Genomic DNA, 20,505 nt, shown 5'->3' with positions numbered 1-20,505 from the left:
CTGCGACTACCAGCGGTAGTGCGCGAAGGCCTTGTTGGACTCGGCCATCTTGTGCGTGTCCTCGCGCTTCTTGACGGCCGCACCGAGGCCGTTCGAAGCGTCGAGAAGCTCGTTGAGCAGACGCTCGGTCATGGTCTTCTCGCGACGGGCGCGGGAGTAACCGACCAGCCAGCGCAGCGCCAGGGTGTTGGCACGGCCGGGCTTGACCTCGACCGGGACCTGATAGGTGGCGCCACCGACACGGCGGGACTTGACCTCGATGGTCGGCTTGATGTTCTCGAGAGCGCGCTTCAGCGTGATGACCGGGTCGTTGCCGGTCTTGTCGCGCAGACCCTCCATGGCGCCGTAGACGATGCGCTCGGCGGTGGAGCGCTTGCCGTTCAGCAGCACCTTGTTGATCAGGGAGGTCACCAGAGGAGAACCGTAGACCGGGTCGATGATGACCGGGCGCTTCGGGGCGGGGCCCTTACGAGGCATTCTTACTTCTCCTTCTTGGCGCCGTAGCGGCTGCGGGCCTGCTTGCGGTTCTTCACACCCTGGGTGTCAAGCGAACCGCGGATGATCTTGTAGCGAACACCCGGCAGGTCCTTCACACGGCCACCACGCACGAGCACGATGGAGTGCTCCTGCAGGTTGTGTCCCTCACCCGGAATGTAAGCGGTGACCTCGATCCCGCTGGTCAGACGCACACGCGCGACCTTACGCAGGGCCGAGTTCGGCTTCTTCGGGGTGGTCGTGAACACACGCGTGCAGACGCCGCGACGCTGAGGGGAACCCTCGAGTGCGGGCGTCTTGTTCTTCTCGACCTTGTCCTGCCGGCCCTTACGGACCAGCTGCTGGATCGTAGGCACTACTTCTCCGGTTTCTGTGTGCCGATAGGTACAGCTAACCTGGAACTTCTCCGACCCACGCGGTCGGGTGTGTCGAATCCCGCGGACTCTCGCCGCCAGGCAGAAAGAGCGCAGATCACGGTGGCCGCTCTCGGACCCGGGTGCGGTTGAAGGCACGCACAAGGGCCAGGGCACACCCCAGGCACAAGGTCTGAGCGTACCGAGCGCAATGACTCCGGTCAAAACAGAAGCAGCACCGCCGACATGCAGCGGTTACGTTCGCGAACCCGACCGGCTGTGTGGTATCGCGCTTCCCTCTTCCGGCTCCCGGGCCGTGTCATGGCCGACGAAGTACGTCGGACGGTTCTGGACGGCCGTGTAGATCCGGCCGACGTACTCGCCGAGCAGGCCCACGCAGATCAGCTGGACCGCGCCGATGAACAGCACGCCGGTGAACAGCGAGGTCCAGCCGGGGACCGTGTGGTCGAAGGCGTGGGCGCTGAGGGTGTAGACCATCAGCGCCAGACAGACCAGGAAGGAGAGGCCGCCGAGCCAGGTGGCGATGCGCAGCGGGGCCGCCGAGAATCCGGTGACGCTGTCGACGGCCAGGCGGATCATCCTGCCCAGCGGGTACTTGCTCTGGCCCGCCGGACGCGGGGCGCGTTCGTAGGTGACCTGGCCGCTGGGGAAGCCGAGCCACGGCACCAGCAGGCGGTAGACGCGCTGCTGGTCGGGCAGGGCCTTGAGCGCGTCGACGGCGGCCCGGCTGAGCAACCGGAAGTCACCGGCCTGGGCGGGCACCGAGGGGCCGGCCAGACGGCGGACCAGGCGGTAGTAGACACCGGCCGTCCAGCGCTTGAACCCCGTGTCGCTGGCCCGGTCGGCCCGGATACCGTAGACGATGTCGAGGCCCTCGCCGCGGGCGAGCGCGAGCATGTCGGGGATCTTCTCGGGCGGATCCTGGAGGTCGGCGTCCAGGCTGACGACGTACGCGCCGACGGCCCGGTCCAGGCCCGCGGTGAGGGCGGCCTGGTGGCCGGAGTTGCGGCGCAGGCCGATCACGCGCAGCTGCGGCCAGCCCAGCCGGAACGCGGCGAGCAGCTCGGCGGTGCGGTCGGTGCTGCCGTCGTCGACGGCGACGACCTCGTAGGCGACGCCGAGGCCGGACAGGACGGGGCGCAGCCTGCTCACCAACGCGGGAAGGACTTCTTCCTCGTTGTACATCGGTATGACGACCGACAAGACGGTCGGCCCTGTCCCAGCCACCCGCCCTCCCCCAACCTGTGGCGCGCATGTGCGACTCTGTTGCGATCTTATGACTGACACTTCACGATCATCCGGACAGTGCTTCCTCCCCGGGGGCCCGGCGATCGGGGCCGAGGGGGGTCCACACTCATGAGCACGGCTTCCAGCGGCGCGGCGACGGATCCCGCCGTGCCCGGCGAGCAGGAGGAGCGGCCCCGAGGGGTCCGCCGCCTCACCCTGCCGGCCGGTCTACGACCGTACCTTGCCCCCCTGCTGTTGTACGGGACGGCGAAGCTCGTCGGTCTCACCGTCTTCGCGTTCCTGCTGGAAGCTGCGGACGAGTACCAGAAGAAGAACCCCCGCTTCGGCGGGGGCGCCCACTGGTGGGACGTGCTCGCCACCTGGGACGGCTGGTGGTATCTCCAGGTCGCCGAGAAGGGCTACGACCCGCGGCCTCTGGAGCGGCTGGATCCCGGCGGGCTGTTCACGGTCAAGCAGAACTCGGTCGCCTTCTTCCCGCTGTACCCCGGGCTGATCCGGGGGGTCTCGGAGGTCACCGGGCTCGGGCTGTACGGGGCCGGGATCCTGGTCTCGGTGATCGCCTCCTTCGTGGCGGCCGCCGGCATCTACGCCGTGGTGTCGCTGCTGGCCGGCACCCGGGCGGGCACGATAGCCGCCGGCCTGTGGGCGGTGGCCCCCGGTGCGGGCGTCGAATGGGCGGTGTACTCGGAGTCGCTGTTCGTGGCGATCGCGGCCTGGTGCTGCTACTGCGTGATGAAGCACCGCTGGGTGGCGGCCGGGCTGCTCGCCTTCGTCGCCGGCCTCAACCGGCCGACGTCCGCCGCGCTCATCGGCGCGGTGGGACTGGCCGCGCTGGTGACGCTGGCCCGGCCGGAGAGCCGACGCCGGCACGGTGTGGCGGGACCGGTGTACGCCATGATCGCCGCGCCGCTCGGCCTGCTCACCTACGTCACCTGGGTCGGCCTCAGCATGGGCGACCTGACCGCGTACTTCACCCTCCAGCGCGAGGGCTGGGCGCACTACTTCGACTTCGGCGCGTACACGCTGGACGTGCTGGCCAACACGGCCGTCGGGAAGCACGACTACCTGTTCGCCTTCTCCGTGCCCGACCTCCTCGCCGTGCAGCTGGTGCTGGCGCTGCCCTTCCTGGTCGCGCTGATGCTGCGCAGGAAGCCGCCGCTGGTGCTGGTCGCCTACACGTTGGCGAGCATCGTCACCGTGCTCGGCACCCAGCAGATGTTCGGCAACACCCCGCGCTACCTGCTCCCCTGCTTCCCGCTCCTCCTCGCCCCGGCGGCCGCGATGAGCCGACTGAAGTGGCCGAGCCTGGCGGTCTTCTTCGCCACGGCGGCCCTCGCCTCGGGCTGGTACGCGCACTACGTGATGTTCGAGCTGGGGATCCCGTAGGGGGTGGCGGCGGCCGCCGAAGGCTCGCAGGCCCCGGGGGCCGCACGGGAGCCCCGTGAGCCCCGCCGAACCGCGCGTGGGCCTGAGGGCTCGCGCGGGGGCCTGAGGGCTGATGACGGCGGGCGGACGACGGCGGGCTGGGCTGATGACGGCGGGCGGACGACGGCGGGCTGGGCTGATGACGGCGGGCGCATGACGGCGGGCTGGAGCGAGCTCTGCCCGACGGGCGGGTCGACGCCGGCGCGCCCTCCGTCGGTCCGCAGGGCTCGAAGCCAGGCAGAGCCCGCTCAGGCCGCACGGAGGAGCTGAGGACGAGGGACTGAGGACGCACGGCTCCCGACGGCGGTACCACGGCCTCAGGCGTACAGGGCCAAACAGCCCACCCCCAGCCGCTCAAGCCCACCAGAGGCCTCGTACGCCCCCGGGCCGCCACCCGGCCCCCCAGGGAAGCCCGACCCCGGCGCGAGGGCCCCCACAGGTCCCTGGGGCCCTCTGAGCCCCAAGCGCTCCGCGCCCTCCGCACCACGGACACCGGTCGACCGGCACGGAGACGACCGCGGAAGGCGACCGCCCGCACCACAGCCTCACAAGGCGAAGGCGACCGCCCGCACCACAGCCTCACAAGGCGAAGCCGGCCGCCCGCACAGGCACGGGAGCTCAGGCCCTCAGGAGCCGGAGGCGATCGTGGCCACGGTCATCAGGGCGATGAACGCCGCCCACCCGGCCACGGACAGCCAGCCCAGGATCAGGCCGGCCATGGCGAAGCCGTCGCCGCCCTCACCGGTGCGGCGGATCTCGGCGCGGGCGGAGTGCCCGAGGATCACCGCGGGGATGCCGGTCAGGCCCATCGTCATGGTCGTGAGGACACCGCAGACCATCGCGCCGACCGCCTTGCCGTTGGTGGGCGGCGGCGGGGCGGGCAGGAACGTGCGCGGCACCACCGGACCGAACGACGGCGCCGGCTGGGCGGACGGCTGCATCCCCAGGGGGCCCTGCGGAAGGTCCGCGACGATCAACGACAACTCGCCGACCGTACGGGCCTCGTAGGCGCGCGCGACCCGTCTGTCGAACTCGGGTTGCTGGAGGCGTCCCTCGCTGAACCCCGCTCTGAGCACGTCCACGGCGCGCTCACGATCCGCGTGGGAGGCGAGCATCGACTGGCTGCTCTGCCCCTGCCACGGCTGCCATGGCGTTGGATAGGACACGGACACCTCCCCCGGATGGCGTGAATGCCTCCATCATTCCCCAACGCGCCGTGGACGGCAGCGGTTCCCTCCCGTGCCGCTTCTCTCGTGTCCCGGCGAACCGGACACGCCGAAGGGCGGTCACCCCGTGCGCCACGGGATGACCGCCCTTCAGTGCTTCAGACCTACGCCTTACTGGTTGTACGGACCGTAGTCGTAGTCCTCCAGCGGAACGGCCTGGCCGGAGCCCGTGCCGAACGGCGAGTAGTCGATGTCGTCGTAGCCGACGGCCGAGTACATCGCGGCCTTCGCCTCCTCGGTCGGCTCGACCCGGATGTTGCGGTAGCGGGACAGACCCGTACCGGCCGGGATGAGCTTACCGATGATGACGTTCTCCTTGAGGCCGATCAGGGAGTCGGACTTGGCGTTGATCGCCGCGTCCGTGAGGACCCTGGTCGTCTCCTGGAAGGACGCCGCCGACAGCCAGGACTCGGTCGCCAGCGAGGCCTTGGTGATACCCATGAGCTGCGGACGACCGGAGGCCGGGTGACCGCCCTCCTGGACCACACGACGGTTCTCGGTCTCGAACTTCGAGCGCTCGACCAGCTCGCCGGGCAGCAGCTCGGCGTCGCCGGACTCGATGATCGTCACGCGGCGGAGCATCTGCCGGATGATGATCTCGATGTGCTTGTCGTGGATCGACACACCCTGCGAGTTGTACACCTTCTGGACCTCGCCGACCAGGTGGACCTGGACGGCACGCTGACCCAGGATGCGCAGCACGTCGTGCGGGTTGGTGGCACCCACGGTGAGCTTCTGGCCCACCTCGACGTGCTCGCCCTCGCTGACCAGGAGTCGGGCGCGCTTCGAGATCGGGTACGCCGTCTCGTCGCTGCCGTCGTCCGGCGTGATGACGATCTTCTTGGTCTTCTCGGTCTCCTCGATCCGCACGCGGCCGGAGGCCTCGGAGATCGGGGCGACACCCTTCGGGGTACGGGCCTCGAAGAGCTCGACGACACGCGGCAGACCCTGGGTGATGTCGTCACCGGCCACACCACCGGTGTGGAAGGTACGCATCGTCAGCTGGGTACCGGGCTCACCGATGGACTGGGCGGCGATGATGCCGACCGCCTCACCGATGTCGACCAGCTTGCCGGTGGCCAGCGAGCGGCCGTAGCACATGGCGCAGGTGCCGACGTGGGACTCGCAGGTCAGGATCGAGCGGGTCTTGACCTCCTCGACACCGTGGTGCACGAGCTGGTCGATGAGCACGTCGCCCAGGTCCACGTTGGCCGGCGCGATCACCTTGCCGTCGATGACGACATCCTGGGCGAGCATGCGGGCGTACACGCTGGTCTCGACGTCGTCCGCCTTGCGCAGCGTGCCGTCGGCGTCGCGCGTGGCGATCCGCAGCTTCAGACCGCGCTCGGTGCCGCAGTCCTCCTCGCGGATGATGACGTCCTGGGAGACGTCGACCAGACGACGGGTGAGGTAACCCGAGTCGGCGGTACGCAGGGCGGTGTCCGCCAGACCCTTACGGGCACCGTGCGTGGAGATGAAGTACTCCAGCACGGACAGACCCTCACGGAACGACGCCTTGATCGGACGCGGGATCGTCTCGTTCTTCGCGTTCGACACCAGACCACGCATACCGGCGATCTGACGCATCTGCATCATGTTGCCTCGTGCACCCGAGTTCACCATCATGAAGATCGGGTTGGTCTTCGGGAAGTTGTCGTTCATCGCCTCGGCGACCTCGTTGGTCGCCTTGGTCCAGATAGCGATGAGTTCCTGCGTGCGCTCGTCCTTGGTGATCAGACCGCGCTCGTACTGCTTCTGGACCTTCTCGTCCTGCGCCTCGTAGCCCTTGACGATCTCCTTCTTCGCCTCGGGAACGACGACGTCGGAGATGGCCACGGTGACACCGGAGCGGGTCGCCCAGTAGAAGCCGGACGCCTTCAGGTTGTCGAGCGTCGCCGCCACGATGACCTTCGGGTAGCGCTCGGCGAGGTCGTTGACGATCTCGGAGAGCTGCTTCTTGCCGACCTCGTAGTCGACGAACGGGTAGTCCTCGGGCAGCAGCTCGTTGAAGAGCGCACGGCCCAGCGTGGTCTTCAGGCGGAAGCTGTCACCCTGCTGCCACTCCGGCTCGCCCTCTTCCTGCGCCGGCGGCATCCAGCCACGCGGCGGGATGGTGCCGACCGGGAAGCGGATGTCGATCTTCGACTGGAGCGAGAGCTCGCCCGCGTCGAAGGCCATGATCGCCTCGGCGACGGAGGAGAAGGAGCGGTCCTCACCCTTGATGTCCCGCATCTCACCGTCGGTGGTGAGGAAGAACAGACCGAGGACCATGTCCTGGGTCGGCATCGTCACCGGACGGCCGTCGGCGGGCTTGAGGATGTTGTTCGAGGACAGCATCAGGATGCGGGCCTCGGCCTGCGCCTCCGCGGACAGCGGCAGGTGCACGGCCATCTGGTCACCGTCGAAGTCCGCGTTGAACGCGGTGCACACGAGCGGGTGGATCTGGATGGCCTTGCCCTCGACCAGCTGCGGCTCGAAGGCCTGGATGCCCAGGCGGTGCAGGGTGGGCGCACGGTTCAGCAGCACCGGGTGCTCGGCGATGACCTCTTCGAGGACGTCGTACACCACGGTGCGGCCGCGCTCGACCATGCGCTTGGCGCTCTTGATGTTCTGCGCGTGGTTCAGGTCGACCAGGCGCTTCATCACGAACGGCTTGAAGAGCTCCAGCGCCATCGCCTTCGGCAGACCGCACTGGTGCAGCTTCAGCTGCGGACCGACGACGATCACGGAACGCGCGGAGTAGTCCACGCGCTTACCGAGCAGGTTCTGACGGAATCGACCCTGCTTGCCCTTCAGCATGTCGCTGAGGGACTTCAGCGGGCGGTTGCCGGGACCGGTGACCGGACGGCCACGACGACCGTTGTCGAACAGCGCGTCGACGGCCTCCTGGAGCATGCGCTTCTCGTTGTTCACGATGATCTCGGGCGCACCGAGGTCGAGAAGGCGCTTCAGTCGGTTGTTCCGGTTGATCACACGGCGGTACAGGTCGTTCAGGTCGGAGGTCGCGAAGCGGCCACCGTCCAGCTGCACCATCGGGCGGAGGTCCGGCGGGATGACCGGCACGCAGTCGAGCACCATGCCCTTGGGGCTGTTGCTGGTCTGCAGGAACGCGGAGACGACCTTCAGGCGCTTGAGCGCACGGGTCTTCTTCTGGCCCTTGCCGGTGCGGATGATCTCGCGGAGGCGCTCGGCCTCCTCGTCGAGGTCGAAGGACTCCAGGCGCTTCTGCAGCGCCGCGGCACCCATCGAACCGTCGAAGTACGTGCCGAAGCGGTCGCGCAGCTCGCGGTAGAGCAGCTCGTCGCCCTCGAGGTCCTGGACCTTGAGGTTCTTGAAGCGGGCCCACACCTCGTCGAGACGGTCGATCTCGCGCTGGGCACGGTCGCGCAGCTGCTTCATCTCGCGCTCGGCGCCTTCGCGCACCTTGCGGCGCACGTCGGCCTTGGCGCCCTCGGCCTCGAGCTCGGCCAGGTCGGTCTCGAGCTTCTTGGCGCGGGCCTCCAGGTCGGCGTCCCGGCGGTTCTCGATCTGCTGCCGCTCGACGGAGACGTGCGCCTCCAGGGAGGGCAGGTCACGCGTACGGCGCTCCTCGTCGACGTACGTGATCATGTACGCCGCGAAGTAGATGACCTTCTCCAGGTCCTTCGGGGCGAGGTCGAGCAGGTAGCCCAGCCGCGACGGAACGCCCTTGAAGTACCAGATGTGCGTGACGGGAGCGGCGAGCTCGATGTGGCCCATCCGCTCACGGCGCACCTTGGCGCGCGTGACCTCGACGCCACAGCGCTCGCAGATGATGCCCTTGAAGCGGACGCGCTTGTACTTGCCGCAGTAGCACTCCCAGTCCCGGGTCGGACCGAAGATCTTCTCGCAGAAGAGTCCGTCCTTTTCCGGCTTGAGCGTGCGGTAGTTGATCGTCTCGGGCTTCTTGACCTCGCCGTGGCTCCACTGACGGATGTCGTCAGCGGTGGCCAGACCGATCCGGAGCTCGTCGAAGAAGTTGACGTCGAGCACTATGCGTCAATCCCTCTCAGGGTTGTAAGTCATGGGGTCTGATACGGGGGTCCTGGGGCCGGCGGCCTTCATGGCGAAGGCCGCCGAACTCCCGTCAGACCTCTTCGACGCTGCTCGGCTCGCGCCGGGACAGGTCGATGCCAAGCTCCTCCGCAGCGCGGAAGACGTCCTCGTCGGTGTCGCGCATCTCGATGGACATGCCGTCCGAGGACAGCACCTCCACGTTGAGGCACAGGGACTGCATCTCCTTGATGAGAACCTTGAAGGACTCGGGGATGCCGGGCTCGGGAATGTTCTCGCCCTTGACGATGGCCTCGTAGACCTTCACGCGGCCGGTGACGTCGTCGGACTTGATGGTCAGCAGCTCCTGGAGGGCGTAAGCGGCGCCGTACGCCTCCAGCGCCCACACCTCCATCTCGCCGAAGCGCTGGCCACCGAACTGGGCCTTACCACCCAGCGGCTGCTGGGTGATCATCGAGTACGGACCGGTCGAGCGGGCGTGCAGCTTGTCGTCGACCAGGTGGTGCAGCTTGAGGATGTACATGTACCCGATCGAGATCGGGTCCGGGAACGGCTCACCGGAGCGGCCGTCGAACAGCCTCGCCTTGCCGGTCGGCTGGACCATGCGCTCGCCGTCGCGGTTCGGGATGGTGTGCTGGAGCAGACCCGCCAGCTCGTCCTCACGGGCACCGTCGAAGACCGGGGTGGCCACGTTGGTGCCGGGGGCCACCTGGTCGGCGCCGATCGCCTGGAGGCGCTGGGCCCAGTCCTCGGCGAGACCGGAGACGTCCCAGCCGCGGCTGGCGAGCCAGCCGAGGTGGATCTCCAGCACCTGTCCCGGGTTCATTCGGGACGGCACACCCAGCGGGTTGAGGATGATGTCGACCGGGGTCCCGTCCTCGAGGAACGGCATGTCCTCGATGGGCAGGATCTTGGAGATGACACCCTTGTTGCCGTGACGGCCGGCGAGCTTGTCACCGTCGGTGATCTTGCGCTTCTGCGCCACGTACACGCGCACCAGCTGGTTCACACCGGGGGGAAGCTCGTCGCCCTCCTCGCGGTCGAAGACGCGCACGCCGATGACCTTGCCGATCTCGCCGTGCGGCACCTTCAGCGAGGTGTCGCGGACCTCGCGGGCCTTCTCACCGAAGATGGCGCGCAGCAGGCGCTCCTCCGGCGTCAGCTCGGTCTCACCCTTGGGCGTGACCTTGCCGACGAGGATGTCACCGGCGACGACCTCGGCACCGATGCGGATGATGCCGCGCTCGTCGAGGTCGGCGAGGACCTCCTCGGAGACGTTCGGGATGTCCCGGGTGATCTCCTCGGGGCCGAGCTTGGTGTCACGGGCGTCGACCTCGTGCTCCTCGATGTGGATCGAGGAGAGGACGTCGTCCTGCACGAGGCGCTGCGACAGGATGATCGCGTCCTCGTAGTTGTGACCCTCCCACGGCATGAACGCCACGAGCAGGTTCTTGCCGAGCGCCATCTCGCCGTTCTGGGTGGCCGGACCGTCGGCGAGGACCTGGCCCTCGACGATCCGGTCGCCCTCGTTGACGATGACCTTCTGGTTGACCGAGGTGCCCTGGTTGGAGCGGGCGAACTTGGCCAGGCGGTACGTGATGTACGTGCCGTCGTCGTTGGCGGTGGTGATGTAGTCCGCGGAGACCTCCTGGACCACACCCGCCTTCTCGGCCTTGACCACGTCGCCGGCGTCGACGGCGGAGCGGTACTCCATGCCGGTGCCGACGAGCGGGGACTCGGACTTGATCAGGGGCACGGCCTGACGCATCATGTTCGCGCCCATGAGGGCACGGTTGGCGTCGTCGTGCTCGAGGAACGGGATCATGGCGGTCGCGACCGACACCATCTGGCGCGGCGAGACGTCCATGTAGTCCACGTCGTCACCGGGGACGTAGTCGACCTCGCCGCCACGACGGCGGACCAGGACCCGGGACTCCTCGAACCGCATGTCGTCGCTGAGCGTGGCGTTGGCCTGCGCGATGACGAAGCGGTCCTCCTCGTCGGCCGTCAGGTAGTCCACCTCGTCGGTGACCTGACCGTCGACGACCTTGCGGTACGGCGTCTCCACGAAGCCGAACGCGTTGACGCGGCCGTAGGAGGCGAGCGAACCGATCAGACCGATGTTCGGGCCTTCAGGGGTCTCGATGGGGCACATGCGTCCGTAGTGGGACGGGTGCACGTCACGGACTTCGAAGCCGGCCCGCTCACGGGAGAGACCACCCGGGCCAAGAGCCGACAGACGGCGCTTGTGGGTGAGACCCGACAGCGGGTTGTTCTGGTCCATGAACTGCGACAGCTGGCTGGTGCCGAAGAACTCCTTGATGGAGGCGACGACCGGCCGGATGTTGATCAGGGTCTGCGGCGTGATCGCCTCGACGTCCTGGGTCGTCATGCGCTCGCGGACGACGCGCTCCATCCGGGCCAGACCGGTGCGGACCTGGTTCTGGATGAGCTCGCCGACACTGCGCAGACGACGGTTGCCGAAGTGGTCGATGTCGTCGGTCTCGACGACGATCGTCTGACCGTTGTCGCCGACTGTCTCGGTCTCGCCCGCGTGCAGCTTGACCAGGTACTTGATCGTCGCGATGACGTCCTCGACGGTCAGGACACCGGCGTCGAGCGGCGCGTCGGCGGCCAGCTTCTTGTTGACCTTGTAGCGGCCGACCTTGGCGAGGTCGTAGCGCTTGGGGTTGAAGTAGAGGTTCTCGAGCAGCGTCTGCGCGGCCTCACGCGTGGGAGGCTCGCCCGGACGGAGCTTGCGGTAGATGTCGAGCAGCGCGTCGTCCTGGCCCTGGGTGTGGTCCTTCTCCAGGGTGGCGCGCATGGACTCGTACTCGCCGAACTCCTCGAGGATCTGCTCGGTGGTCCAGCCGAGCGCCTTCAGGAGGACGGTCACCGACTGCTTGCGCTTGCGGTCGATACGCACGCCGACCATGTCACGCTTGTCGATCTCCATCTCGAGCCAGGCACCCCGGGACGGGATGATCTTGGCCGAGAAGATGTCCTTGTCGGACGTCTTGTCGATCGAGGAGTCGAAGTACACACCCGGCGAACGGACCAGCTGCGACACGACGACACGCTCGGTGCCGTTGATGACGAAGGTGCCCTTGTTGGTCATGAGCGGGAAGTCGCCCATGAAGACCGTCTGGGACTTGATCTCGCCGGTCTCGTTGTTGGTGAACTCGGCCGTCACGAAGAGCGGAGCCGCGTACGTGAAGTCGCGCTCCTTGCACTCGTCGATGCTGTTCTTCGGCGGCTCGAAACGGTGGTCGCGGAAAGTCAGCGACATCGACCCGGAGAAGTCCTCGATCGGGGAGATCTCCTCGAAGATCTCCTCGAGGCCGGACTTGGTGGGGACGTCCTGACCGTTCTCGAGAGCCTCCTCGACCCGACTCTGCCAGGCGGTGTTGCCGAGCAGCCAGTCAAAGCTCTCGGTCTGCAGCGCGAGCAGGTTCGGAACCTCGAGAGGCTCCTTGATCTTTGCAAAGGAGATGCGCAGCGGGGCGGTGCTGGCGCCGTTGTTCGTATTCGCGGTCGAGGCGTTGCGCGAGGCGGCCAAGAGGGGGTCCTTCCGAGGGCTCGGACTCACTACGCGCGTACCGGCCCCTCTCCTCACACAGAGACAGCTCGTCTGATTCGGCTGAAATGCCAGGTCAGAGATGTCTGTCATCGGCGGTCGGGCGAGGGCATGCCCCTGGTGACGGGCAGGGGACAGCTAACAGGCAGCGCAAAGGGTCAGTGTAGCCACTTGGCACACTGATGTCCAGTGCGGGTTTTTCGACACCCTCGTGGTTCTCAACGCCCTCGGTCTGCTTGCCTCAACGCACGGTGATACTGCCCTCTTCGTCGTCGATCCATGCCTCGGAACCTGGATCGTGTGACGACGCGTCCTGAGAATTGCGCGCTGCGTTCGGTTCGTCAAGGCCCCCATGCCCGAACCAGGGCTCCCGGAGACACGACGAAGATCACCATACCCCCCGCGCACGAGGGTGCAAGGCAACCGTGGCCGCGCCCCCAGGAACGCCGAAGAGCGACCACCCGGATGGATGATCGCTCTTCGGTGCGTCGGCGTTACAACCCCGAGGGGACTGTTTCAGCCGTTGCTCGCGGCCGTCGTCGGCCGCAGGGTGTTACTTGACCTCGACGGAGGCGCCGGCGCCCTTGAGGGCCTCGGCGGCCTTCTCCGCGGCGTCCTTGGCGACCTTCTCCAGGACGGGCTTGGGGGCGCCGTCCACGAGGTCCTTGGCCTCCTTCAGGCCCAGGGAGGTCAGCTCGCGCACGACCTTGATGACCTGGATCTTCTTGTCACCGGCGCCGGTGAGGACGACGTCGAACTCGTCCTTCTCCTCGACGGCCTCGGCGGCGGCGCCACCAGCGGCACCACCGGCGACGACGACCGGCGCGGCAGCGGCGGCGGTGACGTCGAACTTGTCCTCGAAGGCCTTCACGAACTCGGAGAGCTCGATGAGGGTCATCTCCTCGAACTGCGCGAGCAGGTCTTCCTGGCTGAGCTTCGCCATGACGGGCGATCCTTCCACTAATTCGGCTGGTGCCGGATGTACATGTCTGGCGGGCGTACGTTCGGCCCGCTACGACCTCTGCCTCGGGCGGACTGCCTCAGGCGGCGGTCATTTCGCGAGCCGAGTTACTCGGCACCGCCCTGCTCGTCCTGCTTGGCGCGCAGCGCGTCCACGGTGCGGACGAGCTTCGACGGCAGCGCCTGGAAGACAGAGGCAGCCTGGGACTGCTTGCCCTTCAGAGCACCGGCCAGCTTGGAGAGCAGAACCTCGCGGGACTCGAGGTCCGCAAGCTTCTTGATGTCGTCGGCGGACAGCGCCTTGCCGTCAAGGACACCGCCCTTGATGACGAGGTTCGGGTTGTCCTTGGCGAAGTCACGAAGACCCTTCGCCGACTCCACCGGGTCACCGGTGACGAAGGCGACCGCCGTCGGACCGTTGAACAGGTCGTCGAGCGTCGTGATCCCGGCCTCGTTGGCCGCAATCTTGGTCAGCGTGTTCTTCACCACGGCGTACTGGGCGTTCTCACCGAGCGAACGGCGCAGGTTCTTGAGCTGCGCCACGGTGAGACCCCGGTACTCGGTCAGCACGGCGGCGTTCGAGCTGCGGAACTGCTCCGTCAGCTCGGCTACCGCGGCAGCCTTGTCGGGCCTTGCCATAGAGCGTCGGCCTCCTTCCGGGTGATGAGGACCGCTCGGAAGGGGCTGGGCAAACGAAACGCCCCGGCGCAGGCGCACGGGGCGTAGCTCGACCGAACACGTTCCGCGGGCGGAACCGGTCCGGGAGCACTTCCACAGTCACCTGCGCGGGTCGTCCGCATATCAGCGGATCCTTCGGCTGCCGCACCCTCTCTCGAGCGCACAGCAACGACCAGCGGTCTTTGGCTTCGTCAGGAGCGTACGTGAAGGGGTCGCCGGCAAGCAAATCGCCCGTACGGGGCCTCACTCCCGGGCGGCCTCCTCCTTGGCCTTCTTGATCTCCCGGGCCATGTCCAGGGTGTCCGAGGCCGGCGGCACCTTCACGGTCACCGGCTTGCCGAAGTCGAGGAGGGTGACGGTGACGTCGAGCTCGCCCTTCCGGCCGAAGCCCTGCAACCGCACCTGCCGGGTGCGGTCGGCGTCGTCGATCCACACGTTCATGGTCAGTTCGTCGACGCCGAGCTTCTCGTACTGGGCGAGGCTCTGTTCGCGGCGCTGGCGGGTGGTGCGGTCCTCGCCCCTGGCCGCCTCCCGGATCTCGTCGAGGGTGGCCGTGCCCTGGTAGTGGGTGGTGCGGGTGCCCCCGACGGTCTCGGTGCCGACCTTCCGCAGGTCGTCGGCGCCGGTGAGGAAACCGGCCTCGCGGGCCGGGTTCTGGCGGAGCTTGTCGGCCATCGGGCCGGTGTTGACGTTCAGGCCGCCCGGGGTCGTGGACGCGCCCGGCGCGCCGAACTTGATCCAGTGCTTGCCGTCCTCGTTGGCCTCGGAACTCCCCCAGTACAGCGCTCCGCCGACCAGCCGGACCTCGGCGGTGCCCTCGTCGGGTCCGCCGAGCACGGTGGTCTTCAGGCTCATCACCGGCTCCGGCGACGTCGCCATCGCGCCCTGGGCCTCCAGCCGGCCCTGCCCGGGCATCCGGCCGGTCATCCGGTAGCGCAGGGAAGTGACCTGTTCCGTCTTGTCCACGGCCCGCGTGACGGCGGCCGCGGCGGAGGCCCTGGAACCGCCCTCGCTCTCCGCGCCACCCACGGCGCCGCACCCCGTGACGAGCAGCACGGACAGCCCGAGGACGACACCGACGGAAGATCTCATTCAATTCCCCCCAAGGAACACAGCGCGGAGCACAGTGAACACACGGTCGATTCACGGTGAGGGTGTGAAGGTATCCCAGAGGCGGGGGTGAGTTCCTGTGAATTCCTAGCGCGCGGGGCCGCCGCCCTGCTCCTTCAGCAGCTCGGAGAAGTCCGCGGTGTCGCCGGCCGGCGGCGCCTGGGCGGAGACCGGCGTGCCGTAGTCGCTGTAGTGCGCGGTCTGGCTGTACTCGCCGTGCGCCGTCTCGCCCCTCTCCACCTTTTTGACCAGCAGGTCCTCCGCGTCGACCCAGATGTCGACGGTCTCGGCGGTGACGCCGGCCCGCTCCAGTTGCGCGCGCAGCCCGGCATCGGCGACGTCCGCGACCTCCACGGTGCCGGAGTAGTGGGTGGTGCGCCGGCCGGCGACGGTCTCCGTGCCGACCAGGTGGACGTCGTCGGAGTCGAGCAGCAGCCGCACCGACTGGTGCGGCGTGGTGCTGCGCAGTTGGGCGGCGAAGTCCGCGCCGGCGCCCAGGGCCGCCAGGTCGTCGTAGGCGTACCGGAGCCAGTGCTTGCCACCTGCCCGGTCGGCGAAGGCGTCTCCGATGTGGGCGTAGTAGGCGTCGGGCAGGTAGCGGGCCTCCATCGACGTGACGCCGAGGCCGCGCATGGTCTCGGCCGTGGTGCCGCCGGTGTAGGTGATGGTGAGGGTGCCGGTGAGGCCGTCGTCCCAGCAGAGGGCTCCGGCGGCCTCCAGGGACAGTTGGCTGCCCATGACGGTCGTGGACCGCACCCGGGCGGACTCGGCGCGCCCGGTGGACCGCTCGGCGCTGCGCAGGGCCGCGAGGGACGCGGGAGCCGCCGTCCGGTCGTCGGGGGGCTTCTCGGAGGACGTGCAGCCCGCCGCGCCGCTCAGCGCGGCCACGAGCGCGAGCGCGAGCCCCGCCCGCCCCGTCGTGCTCTTCATCGGTCCCCCCTGCGCCGTCCCCTGAACGCACGTTAACCCAGGGCACGGCGCCCCGGCATGGGAACGGGCCCCGCACCTGGGAAGGTGCGGGGCCCGTGACCGACGTCGGTGAGCCTGAGGGCTCAGACCGCGGCCGGGTCCTCCTCGACGAGGAGGTTGCGGGTGCGGTTCGGGTCGATCTGGATGCCGGGGCCCATCGTGGTGCTGATGGCGGCCTTCTTGATGTAGCGACCCTTGGCGGCGGACGGCTTCAGACGGAGGATCTCCTCCAGGGCCGCGCCGTAGTTCTCCACCAGCTTGCTGTCGTCGAACGACGTCTTGCCGATGATGAAGTGCAGGTTCGCGTGCTTGTCGACGCGGAACTCGATCTTGCCGCCCTTGATGTCGGTGACGGCCTTGGCCACGTCGGGGGTGACGGTGCCGGTCTTCGGGTTCGGCATCAGACCACGCGGACCGAGCACGCGGCCGAGGCGGCCGACCTTGCCCATGAGGTCCGGGGTGGCAACGACGGCGTCGAAGTCCAGACGGCCCTTCGCGACCTCGTCGATCAGTTCGTCGGAGCCGACGATGTCGGCGCCCGCGGCCTCCGCGGCCGCAGCACGGTCACCGGTCGCGAAGACCAGGACCCGGGCGGTCTTGCCGGTGCCGTGCGGCAGGTTCACGGTGCCACGGACCATCTGGTCGGCCTTGCGCGGGTCGACACCCAGGCGGAAGGCGACCTCGACGGTGCCGTCGAACTTGGTCGTGGAGGTGTCCTTGGCGAGACGGACGGCCTCGAGCGGGGCGTAGAGCTTCTCCCGGTCGATCTTGGCGTCCGCAGCGCGGAGAGACTTGCTGCGCTTGCTCACTGCTGCTCCTGTGTGTTCTGAGGAGTCGTGGTAGGGGCCGAGCAGGCCCTCCCACGTGCGGCCGAGGCCGCGTTTCTACGAAGGTGCTACGGGGCTGGAGGTCAGCCCTCGACCGTGACGCCCATGGAACGCGCGGTACCGGCGATGATCTTCGCGGCGGCGTCCAGGTCGTTGGCGTTGAGGTCGGGGAGCTTGGTCTGGGCGATCTCACGGACCTGCGCCTCGGTGATCTTGGCGACCTTGGTCTTGTGCGGCTCGCCGGAGCCCTTCTCGATGCCCGCGGCCTTGAGGATCATCTTGGCGGCCGGGGGGGTCTTGGTGACGAAGGTGAAGGAGCGGTCCTCGTAGACCGTGATCTCCACCGGGATCACCCAGCCACGCTGCGACTCGGTCGCGGCGTTGTAGGCCTTGCAGAACTCCATGATGTTCACGCCGTGCTGGCCCAGCGCCGGACCGACCGGCGGAGCCGGGTTGGCGGCACCGGCCTGGATCTGGAGCTTGATGAGCCCCGTGACCTTCTTCTTCTTGGGAGGCATTACTCTCCGGGTCCTTTCGGTTCGGGTCCTGCCCGCGTTTCGGAAAGCCGACAAGCCGCTCCGGACGCAGGCATACCGCACAACGATAGCGGGTATAGATGCGCGGCCAAAAACCGAGCAGGTCAGACCGGCTTCATCAGCCCGTCTGACCTGTTCGGAGGCATGTGGTCCAGAAGGAGCTAGTTCTTCTGGATCTGGTCGAAGCTCAGCTCGACCGGGGTCTCGCGGCCGAAGATCTCCACGAGGCCCTTGACCTTCTTGGAGTCGGCGTTGATCTCGTTGATCGTGGCCTGGAGCGTGGCGAACGGACCGTCGGTGACGGTGACCGAGTCGCCGACCTCGAAGTCCAGGACCTGGACCTCGACCTTGCGCTGCGGCGCCGGCTTGCCCTCGGCCTCGGCGGCCTCGCGGGCGGCCTTCTCCTCGGCCTCCGGGGCGAGCATCTTCACGATCTCGTCCAGGGTCAGCGGGTACGGGTCGTAGGCGTTGCCCACGAAGCCGGTGACGCCGGGCGTGTTGCGGACGACGCCCCAGGACTCGTTCGTCAGGTCCATGCGCACCAGGACGTAGCCGGGAAGCTTGTTCTGGCGGATGGTCTTGCGGTCGCCGTTCTTGATCTGGACGACCTCTTCCTGCGGCACCTCGGCCTGGAAGATGTAGTCCTCGACGTTCAGCGAGACGGCGCGCTGCTCCAGGTTGGTCTTCACGCGGTTCTCGTAGCCGGCGTAGGTGTGGATGACGTACCACTCGCCGGGCAGGGTGCGCAGCTCCTCGCGCAGGGCGGCGACGGGGTCGACGGGCTCGGCCGGCTCTTCCTCGGCGGCCTCGTCCTCGCTCTCGGCGACGGCCTCCTCGGCCTCGGCGACGGCTTCCTCGCCCTCGCCGTCCTCGTCCTCGACGTGGAGCGCGGCTTCCTCGGCGGGCTCGCCCGCCTCGGCGTCGGCAGCCTCGAACTCGTCCAGGTCCTCGTCCGCGCCCTCGACGATGTCGAGCTCGTCGTCCGCCGACTCGTGCGGCTCGATGGCGTCGTTCAGGTTCTGGTCAGACACGGTGGCTGCTTCTTCCTGGATACATAGGGGTGGAACACGCGAAAGGGGCGCCGATCACCCGGCGCCCTTCGCTCTCGGCTCAGCCGAAGACGTACTTGGCGGCGTGGCTGAGTCCATAGTCAATCACGGTCACCAGGCCGATCATGATGACGACGAAGATGATCACCACGGTCGTGTACGTCGAGAGCTGTCCCCGCGTCGGCCAGACGACCTTGCGCAGCTCCGCGACGATCTGGCGGTAGAACAGCGCGAGTCGCTTCAGCGGGCCCTTCTTGGCTCGCTTGCCGCCCTTGCGGGTCTTCTTCTTGGCCTCAGGCACCTCGTCCTGGGCATCAGGCGTGTCGATGGAGCCCACGGCGTCCGCCATCCGTCCTCACCTGTTCCCCGGGGTCGTGGCCGTGCCGCGCCCGGTCTGAGCCGCACGGCGGTGCATTGCTGTACGTACATGCGCACACATCCTGGCGAAGGTGTGTGTAGCAGGGCCGGAGGGACTTGAACCCCCAACCGCTGGTTTTGGAGACCAGTGCTCTACCAATTGAGCTACGACCCTTTGTGTGTCCCCCAACGTACCGCATCCGACCGGATGCTCGGTGTGCACCGGGGGTGGAGCGGCTGTTGAAGGCCAACGACGTAGGAGTGTACGTGGTCTTGGGCGCGCCGTCGAACGGAAAGCGGCCATGGTCGGATTCCGTCTGGTGTTCAGCCCGCTGCCCACTGGGTGAAACCCGTGTGCCGGGCCGGTTTCCGGTCTGAAAACATGGGCCGTATGAGCGCTGCAACCCCTCCCACCGAGCGCCGGGTCTCCACCCGCGTCGGCGCGATCTCCGAGTCCGCCACCCTCGCCGTGGACGCCAAGGCCAAGGCCCTGAAGGCCGCCGGACGTCCGGTGATCGGCTTCGGCGCCGGCGAGCCGGACTTCCCCACCCCGGACTACATCGTCGAGGCCGCGATCGAGGCCTGCAAGAACCCGAAGTACCACCGCTACACCCCGGCCGGCGGTCTGCCCGAGCTGAAGGCCGCGATCGCCGCGAAGACGCTGCGTGACTCCGGCTACGAGGTCGACCCGGCGCAGATCCTGGTCACCAACGGCGGCAAGCAGGCCATCTACGAGGCCTTCGCCGCGATCCTCGACCCGGGCGACGAGGTCATCGTCCCGGCGCCGTACTGGACGACCTACCCCGAGTCGATCCGTCTCGCCGGCGGTGTCCCGGTCGAGGTCGTGGCCGACGAGACGACCGGCTACCGGGTGTCGGTGGAGCAGCTGGAGGCGGCGCGCACGGAGCGCACGAAGGTCGTGCTCTTCGTCTCCCCGTCCAACCCCACCGGCGCGGTCTACAGCGCCGAGGACGCCGAGGCGATCGGCCGCTGGGCCGTGGAGCACGGCCTGTGGGTGCTGACGGACGAGATCTACGAGCACCTCGTCTACGGAGACGCGACGTTCACCTCGCTTCCCGCGCTCCTGCCCGAGCTGCGCGACAAGTGCATCGTGGTCAACGGGGTCGCCAAGACGTACGCGATGACCGGCTGGCGCGTGGGCTGGATCATCGGCCCGAAGGACGTCGTCAAGGCCGCGACGAACCTCCAGTCGCACGCCACGTCGAACGTGTCGAACGTGGCCCAGGTGGCCGCGATCGCCGCCGTCTCGGGTGACCTGTCGGCCGTGGACACGATGAAGGAGGCCTTCGACCGGCGCCGCAGGACCATCGTCCGGATGCTCAACGAGATCGACGGCGTCCTCTGCCCCGAGCCCGAGGGCGCGTTCTACGCCTACCCCTCGGTGAAGGCGCTGATCGGCAAGGAGATCCGCGGCAAGCGCCCGCAGAACTCGGTGGAACTGGCGGCGCTCATCCTGGAGGAGGCCGAGGTCGCGGTCGTCCCGGGCGAGGCCTTCGGCACGCCGGGCTACCTGCGGCTGTCGTACGCGCTCGGTGACGAGGACCTCGTCGAGGGCGTGAGCCGGATCCAGAAGCTGCTGGCCGAGGCCAGGGACTGACACCTTCCTGCGCGAGGACCCCGA

General features: G+C 68.1%; 16 protein-coding genes and 1 tRNA gene. 2 read left to right on the top strand and 15 right to left on the bottom strand.

The features are described 5' to 3' along the window. Positions 1–6 precede the first annotated feature (6 nt). The 3 genes from rpsG to ACZ4YY_RS18930 all read right to left on the bottom strand — a co-directional run bounded on the left by rpsG (position 7) and on the right by ACZ4YY_RS18930 (position 2,096). The gene (gene rpsG / locus ACZ4YY_RS18940; protein ID WP_168371942.1) at positions 7–477 is read right to left on the bottom strand and encodes a 30S ribosomal protein S7; all 471 of its coding nucleotides are present in this window, start codon (positions 475–477) and stop codon (positions 7–9) included. Positions 478–479: 2 nt separating this feature from the next. Beyond that, positions 480–851, bottom strand: a complete 372-nt coding sequence (gene rpsL, locus ACZ4YY_RS18935; protein WP_003948652.1) for a 30S ribosomal protein S12 — start codon at positions 849–851, stop codon at positions 480–482. A 252-nt stretch (positions 852–1,103) separates the two neighbouring features. Next, positions 1,104–2,096, bottom strand: coding sequence for a glycosyltransferase family 2 protein (locus tag ACZ4YY_RS18930; protein ID WP_468291069.1), 993 nt, complete (start codon positions 2,094–2,096; stop codon positions 1,104–1,106). A gap of 129 nt (positions 2,097–2,225) precedes the next feature. Here ACZ4YY_RS18930 and ACZ4YY_RS18925 point away from each other — a divergent pair, with 129 nt between their 5' ends. Continuing rightward, a complete protein-coding gene (locus ACZ4YY_RS18925) occupies positions 2,226–3,503 on the top strand; it encodes a hypothetical protein (RefSeq protein WP_468291066.1) in 1,278 nt (425 codons plus the stop codon). A 665-nt stretch (positions 3,504–4,168) separates the two neighbouring features. Here ACZ4YY_RS18925 and ACZ4YY_RS18920 read toward each other — a convergent pair. From ACZ4YY_RS18920 to ACZ4YY_RS18865, 12 genes are all read right to left on the bottom strand, one after another. Next, entirely contained in the window at positions 4,169–4,657 is a 489-nt protein-coding gene (locus ACZ4YY_RS18920) for a DUF1707 and DUF4190 domain-containing protein (protein WP_468291570.1), read from the bottom strand. Positions 4,658–4,879: 222 nt separating this feature from the next. Continuing rightward, on the bottom strand, positions 4,880–8,779 hold the full coding sequence (locus ACZ4YY_RS18915) for a DNA-directed RNA polymerase subunit beta' (protein ID WP_468291063.1): 3,900 nt from the start codon (positions 8,777–8,779) through the stop codon (positions 4,880–4,882). Positions 8,780–8,873: 94 nt separating this feature from the next. Then, entirely contained in the window at positions 8,874–12,359 is a 3,486-nt protein-coding gene (rpoB, locus tag ACZ4YY_RS18910; protein WP_468291060.1) for a DNA-directed RNA polymerase subunit beta, read from the bottom strand. A gap of 571 nt (positions 12,360–12,930) precedes the next feature. Beyond that, complete coding sequence (rplL, locus tag ACZ4YY_RS18905; RefSeq protein ID WP_468291057.1) at positions 12,931–13,320, bottom strand: 50S ribosomal protein L7/L12; 390 nt, start codon at positions 13,318–13,320, stop codon at positions 12,931–12,933. 125 nt (positions 13,321–13,445) lie between these two features. Then, entirely contained in the window at positions 13,446–13,976 is a 531-nt protein-coding gene (gene rplJ / locus ACZ4YY_RS18900; protein WP_468291054.1) for a 50S ribosomal protein L10, read from the bottom strand. Positions 13,977–14,258: 282 nt separating this feature from the next. Continuing rightward, positions 14,259–15,107, bottom strand: coding sequence for an SCO4651 family lipoprotein (locus ACZ4YY_RS18895; RefSeq protein ID WP_468291052.1), 849 nt, complete (start codon positions 15,105–15,107; stop codon positions 14,259–14,261). Between the two features lie 105 nt (positions 15,108–15,212). After that, positions 15,213–16,055 carry an SCO4651 family lipoprotein gene (locus ACZ4YY_RS18890; RefSeq protein ID WP_468291049.1) on the bottom strand — a complete coding sequence of 281 codons (843 nt, stop codon included), beginning with the start codon at positions 16,053–16,055 and terminating at the stop codon, positions 15,213–15,215. 122 nt (positions 16,056–16,177) lie between these two features. After that, on the bottom strand, positions 16,178–16,903 hold the full coding sequence (gene rplA / locus ACZ4YY_RS18885) for a 50S ribosomal protein L1 (protein WP_468291046.1): 726 nt from the start codon (positions 16,901–16,903) through the stop codon (positions 16,178–16,180). Positions 16,904–17,004: 101 nt separating this feature from the next. Then, a complete protein-coding gene (rplK, locus tag ACZ4YY_RS18880; RefSeq protein ID WP_316750050.1) occupies positions 17,005–17,439 on the bottom strand; it encodes a 50S ribosomal protein L11 in 435 nt (144 codons plus the stop codon). A 179-nt stretch (positions 17,440–17,618) separates the two neighbouring features. Beyond that, on the bottom strand, positions 17,619–18,488 hold the full coding sequence (gene nusG, locus ACZ4YY_RS18875) for a transcription termination/antitermination protein NusG (RefSeq protein ID WP_468291043.1): 870 nt from the start codon (positions 18,486–18,488) through the stop codon (positions 17,619–17,621). A gap of 79 nt (positions 18,489–18,567) precedes the next feature. Further along, a complete protein-coding gene (gene secE, locus ACZ4YY_RS18870; protein ID WP_468291040.1) occupies positions 18,568–18,855 on the bottom strand; it encodes a preprotein translocase subunit SecE in 288 nt (95 codons plus the stop codon). 110 nt (positions 18,856–18,965) lie between these two features. After that, positions 18,966–19,038: transfer RNA gene (locus tag ACZ4YY_RS18865), tRNA-Trp, on the bottom strand. A gap of 216 nt (positions 19,039–19,254) precedes the next feature. Here ACZ4YY_RS18865 and ACZ4YY_RS18860 point away from each other — a divergent pair. Continuing rightward, positions 19,255–20,481 (top strand): pyridoxal phosphate-dependent aminotransferase, encoded by a 1,227-nt coding sequence (locus ACZ4YY_RS18860; RefSeq protein WP_468291037.1) that lies wholly within the window; start codon positions 19,255–19,257, stop codon positions 20,479–20,481. Positions 20,482–20,505: the final 24 nt, after the last annotated feature.

Source organism: Streptomyces sp. NPDC030143, assembly GCF_055573695.1.
This window is presented reverse-complemented; position numbering and strand designations above follow the sequence as displayed.

Excerpts from the sequence above, each read along its gene's own strand:
- rpsG (WP_168371942.1), bottom strand. The coding sequence starts at position 477 with ATGCCTCGTAAGGGCCCCGCCCCGAAGCGCCCGGTCATCATCGACCCG.
- ACZ4YY_RS18925 (WP_468291066.1), top strand. The coding sequence starts at position 2,226 with ATGAGCACGGCTTCCAGCGGCGCGGCGACGGATCCCGCCGTGCCCGGC.
- ACZ4YY_RS18920 (WP_468291570.1), bottom strand. The coding sequence starts at position 4,657 with ATGCTCGCCTCCCACGCGGATCGTGAGCGCGCCGTGGACGTGCTCAGA.
- rplL (WP_468291057.1), bottom strand. The coding sequence starts at position 13,320 with ATGGCGAAGCTCAGCCAGGAAGACCTGCTCGCGCAGTTCGAGGAGATG.
- rplJ (WP_468291054.1), bottom strand. The coding sequence starts at position 13,976 with ATGGCAAGGCCCGACAAGGCTGCCGCGGTAGCCGAGCTGACGGAGCAG.
- ACZ4YY_RS18895 (WP_468291052.1), bottom strand. The coding sequence starts at position 15,107 with ATGAGATCTTCCGTCGGTGTCGTCCTCGGGCTGTCCGTGCTGCTCGTC.
- ACZ4YY_RS18890 (WP_468291049.1), bottom strand. The coding sequence starts at position 16,055 with ATGAAGAGCACGACGGGGCGGGCGGGGCTCGCGCTCGCGCTCGTGGCC.
- rplK (WP_316750050.1), bottom strand. The coding sequence starts at position 17,439 with ATGCCTCCCAAGAAGAAGAAGGTCACGGGGCTCATCAAGCTCCAGATC.
- secE (WP_468291040.1), bottom strand. The coding sequence starts at position 18,855 with ATGGCGGACGCCGTGGGCTCCATCGACACGCCTGATGCCCAGGACGAG.
- ACZ4YY_RS18860 (WP_468291037.1), top strand. The coding sequence starts at position 19,255 with ATGAGCGCTGCAACCCCTCCCACCGAGCGCCGGGTCTCCACCCGCGTC.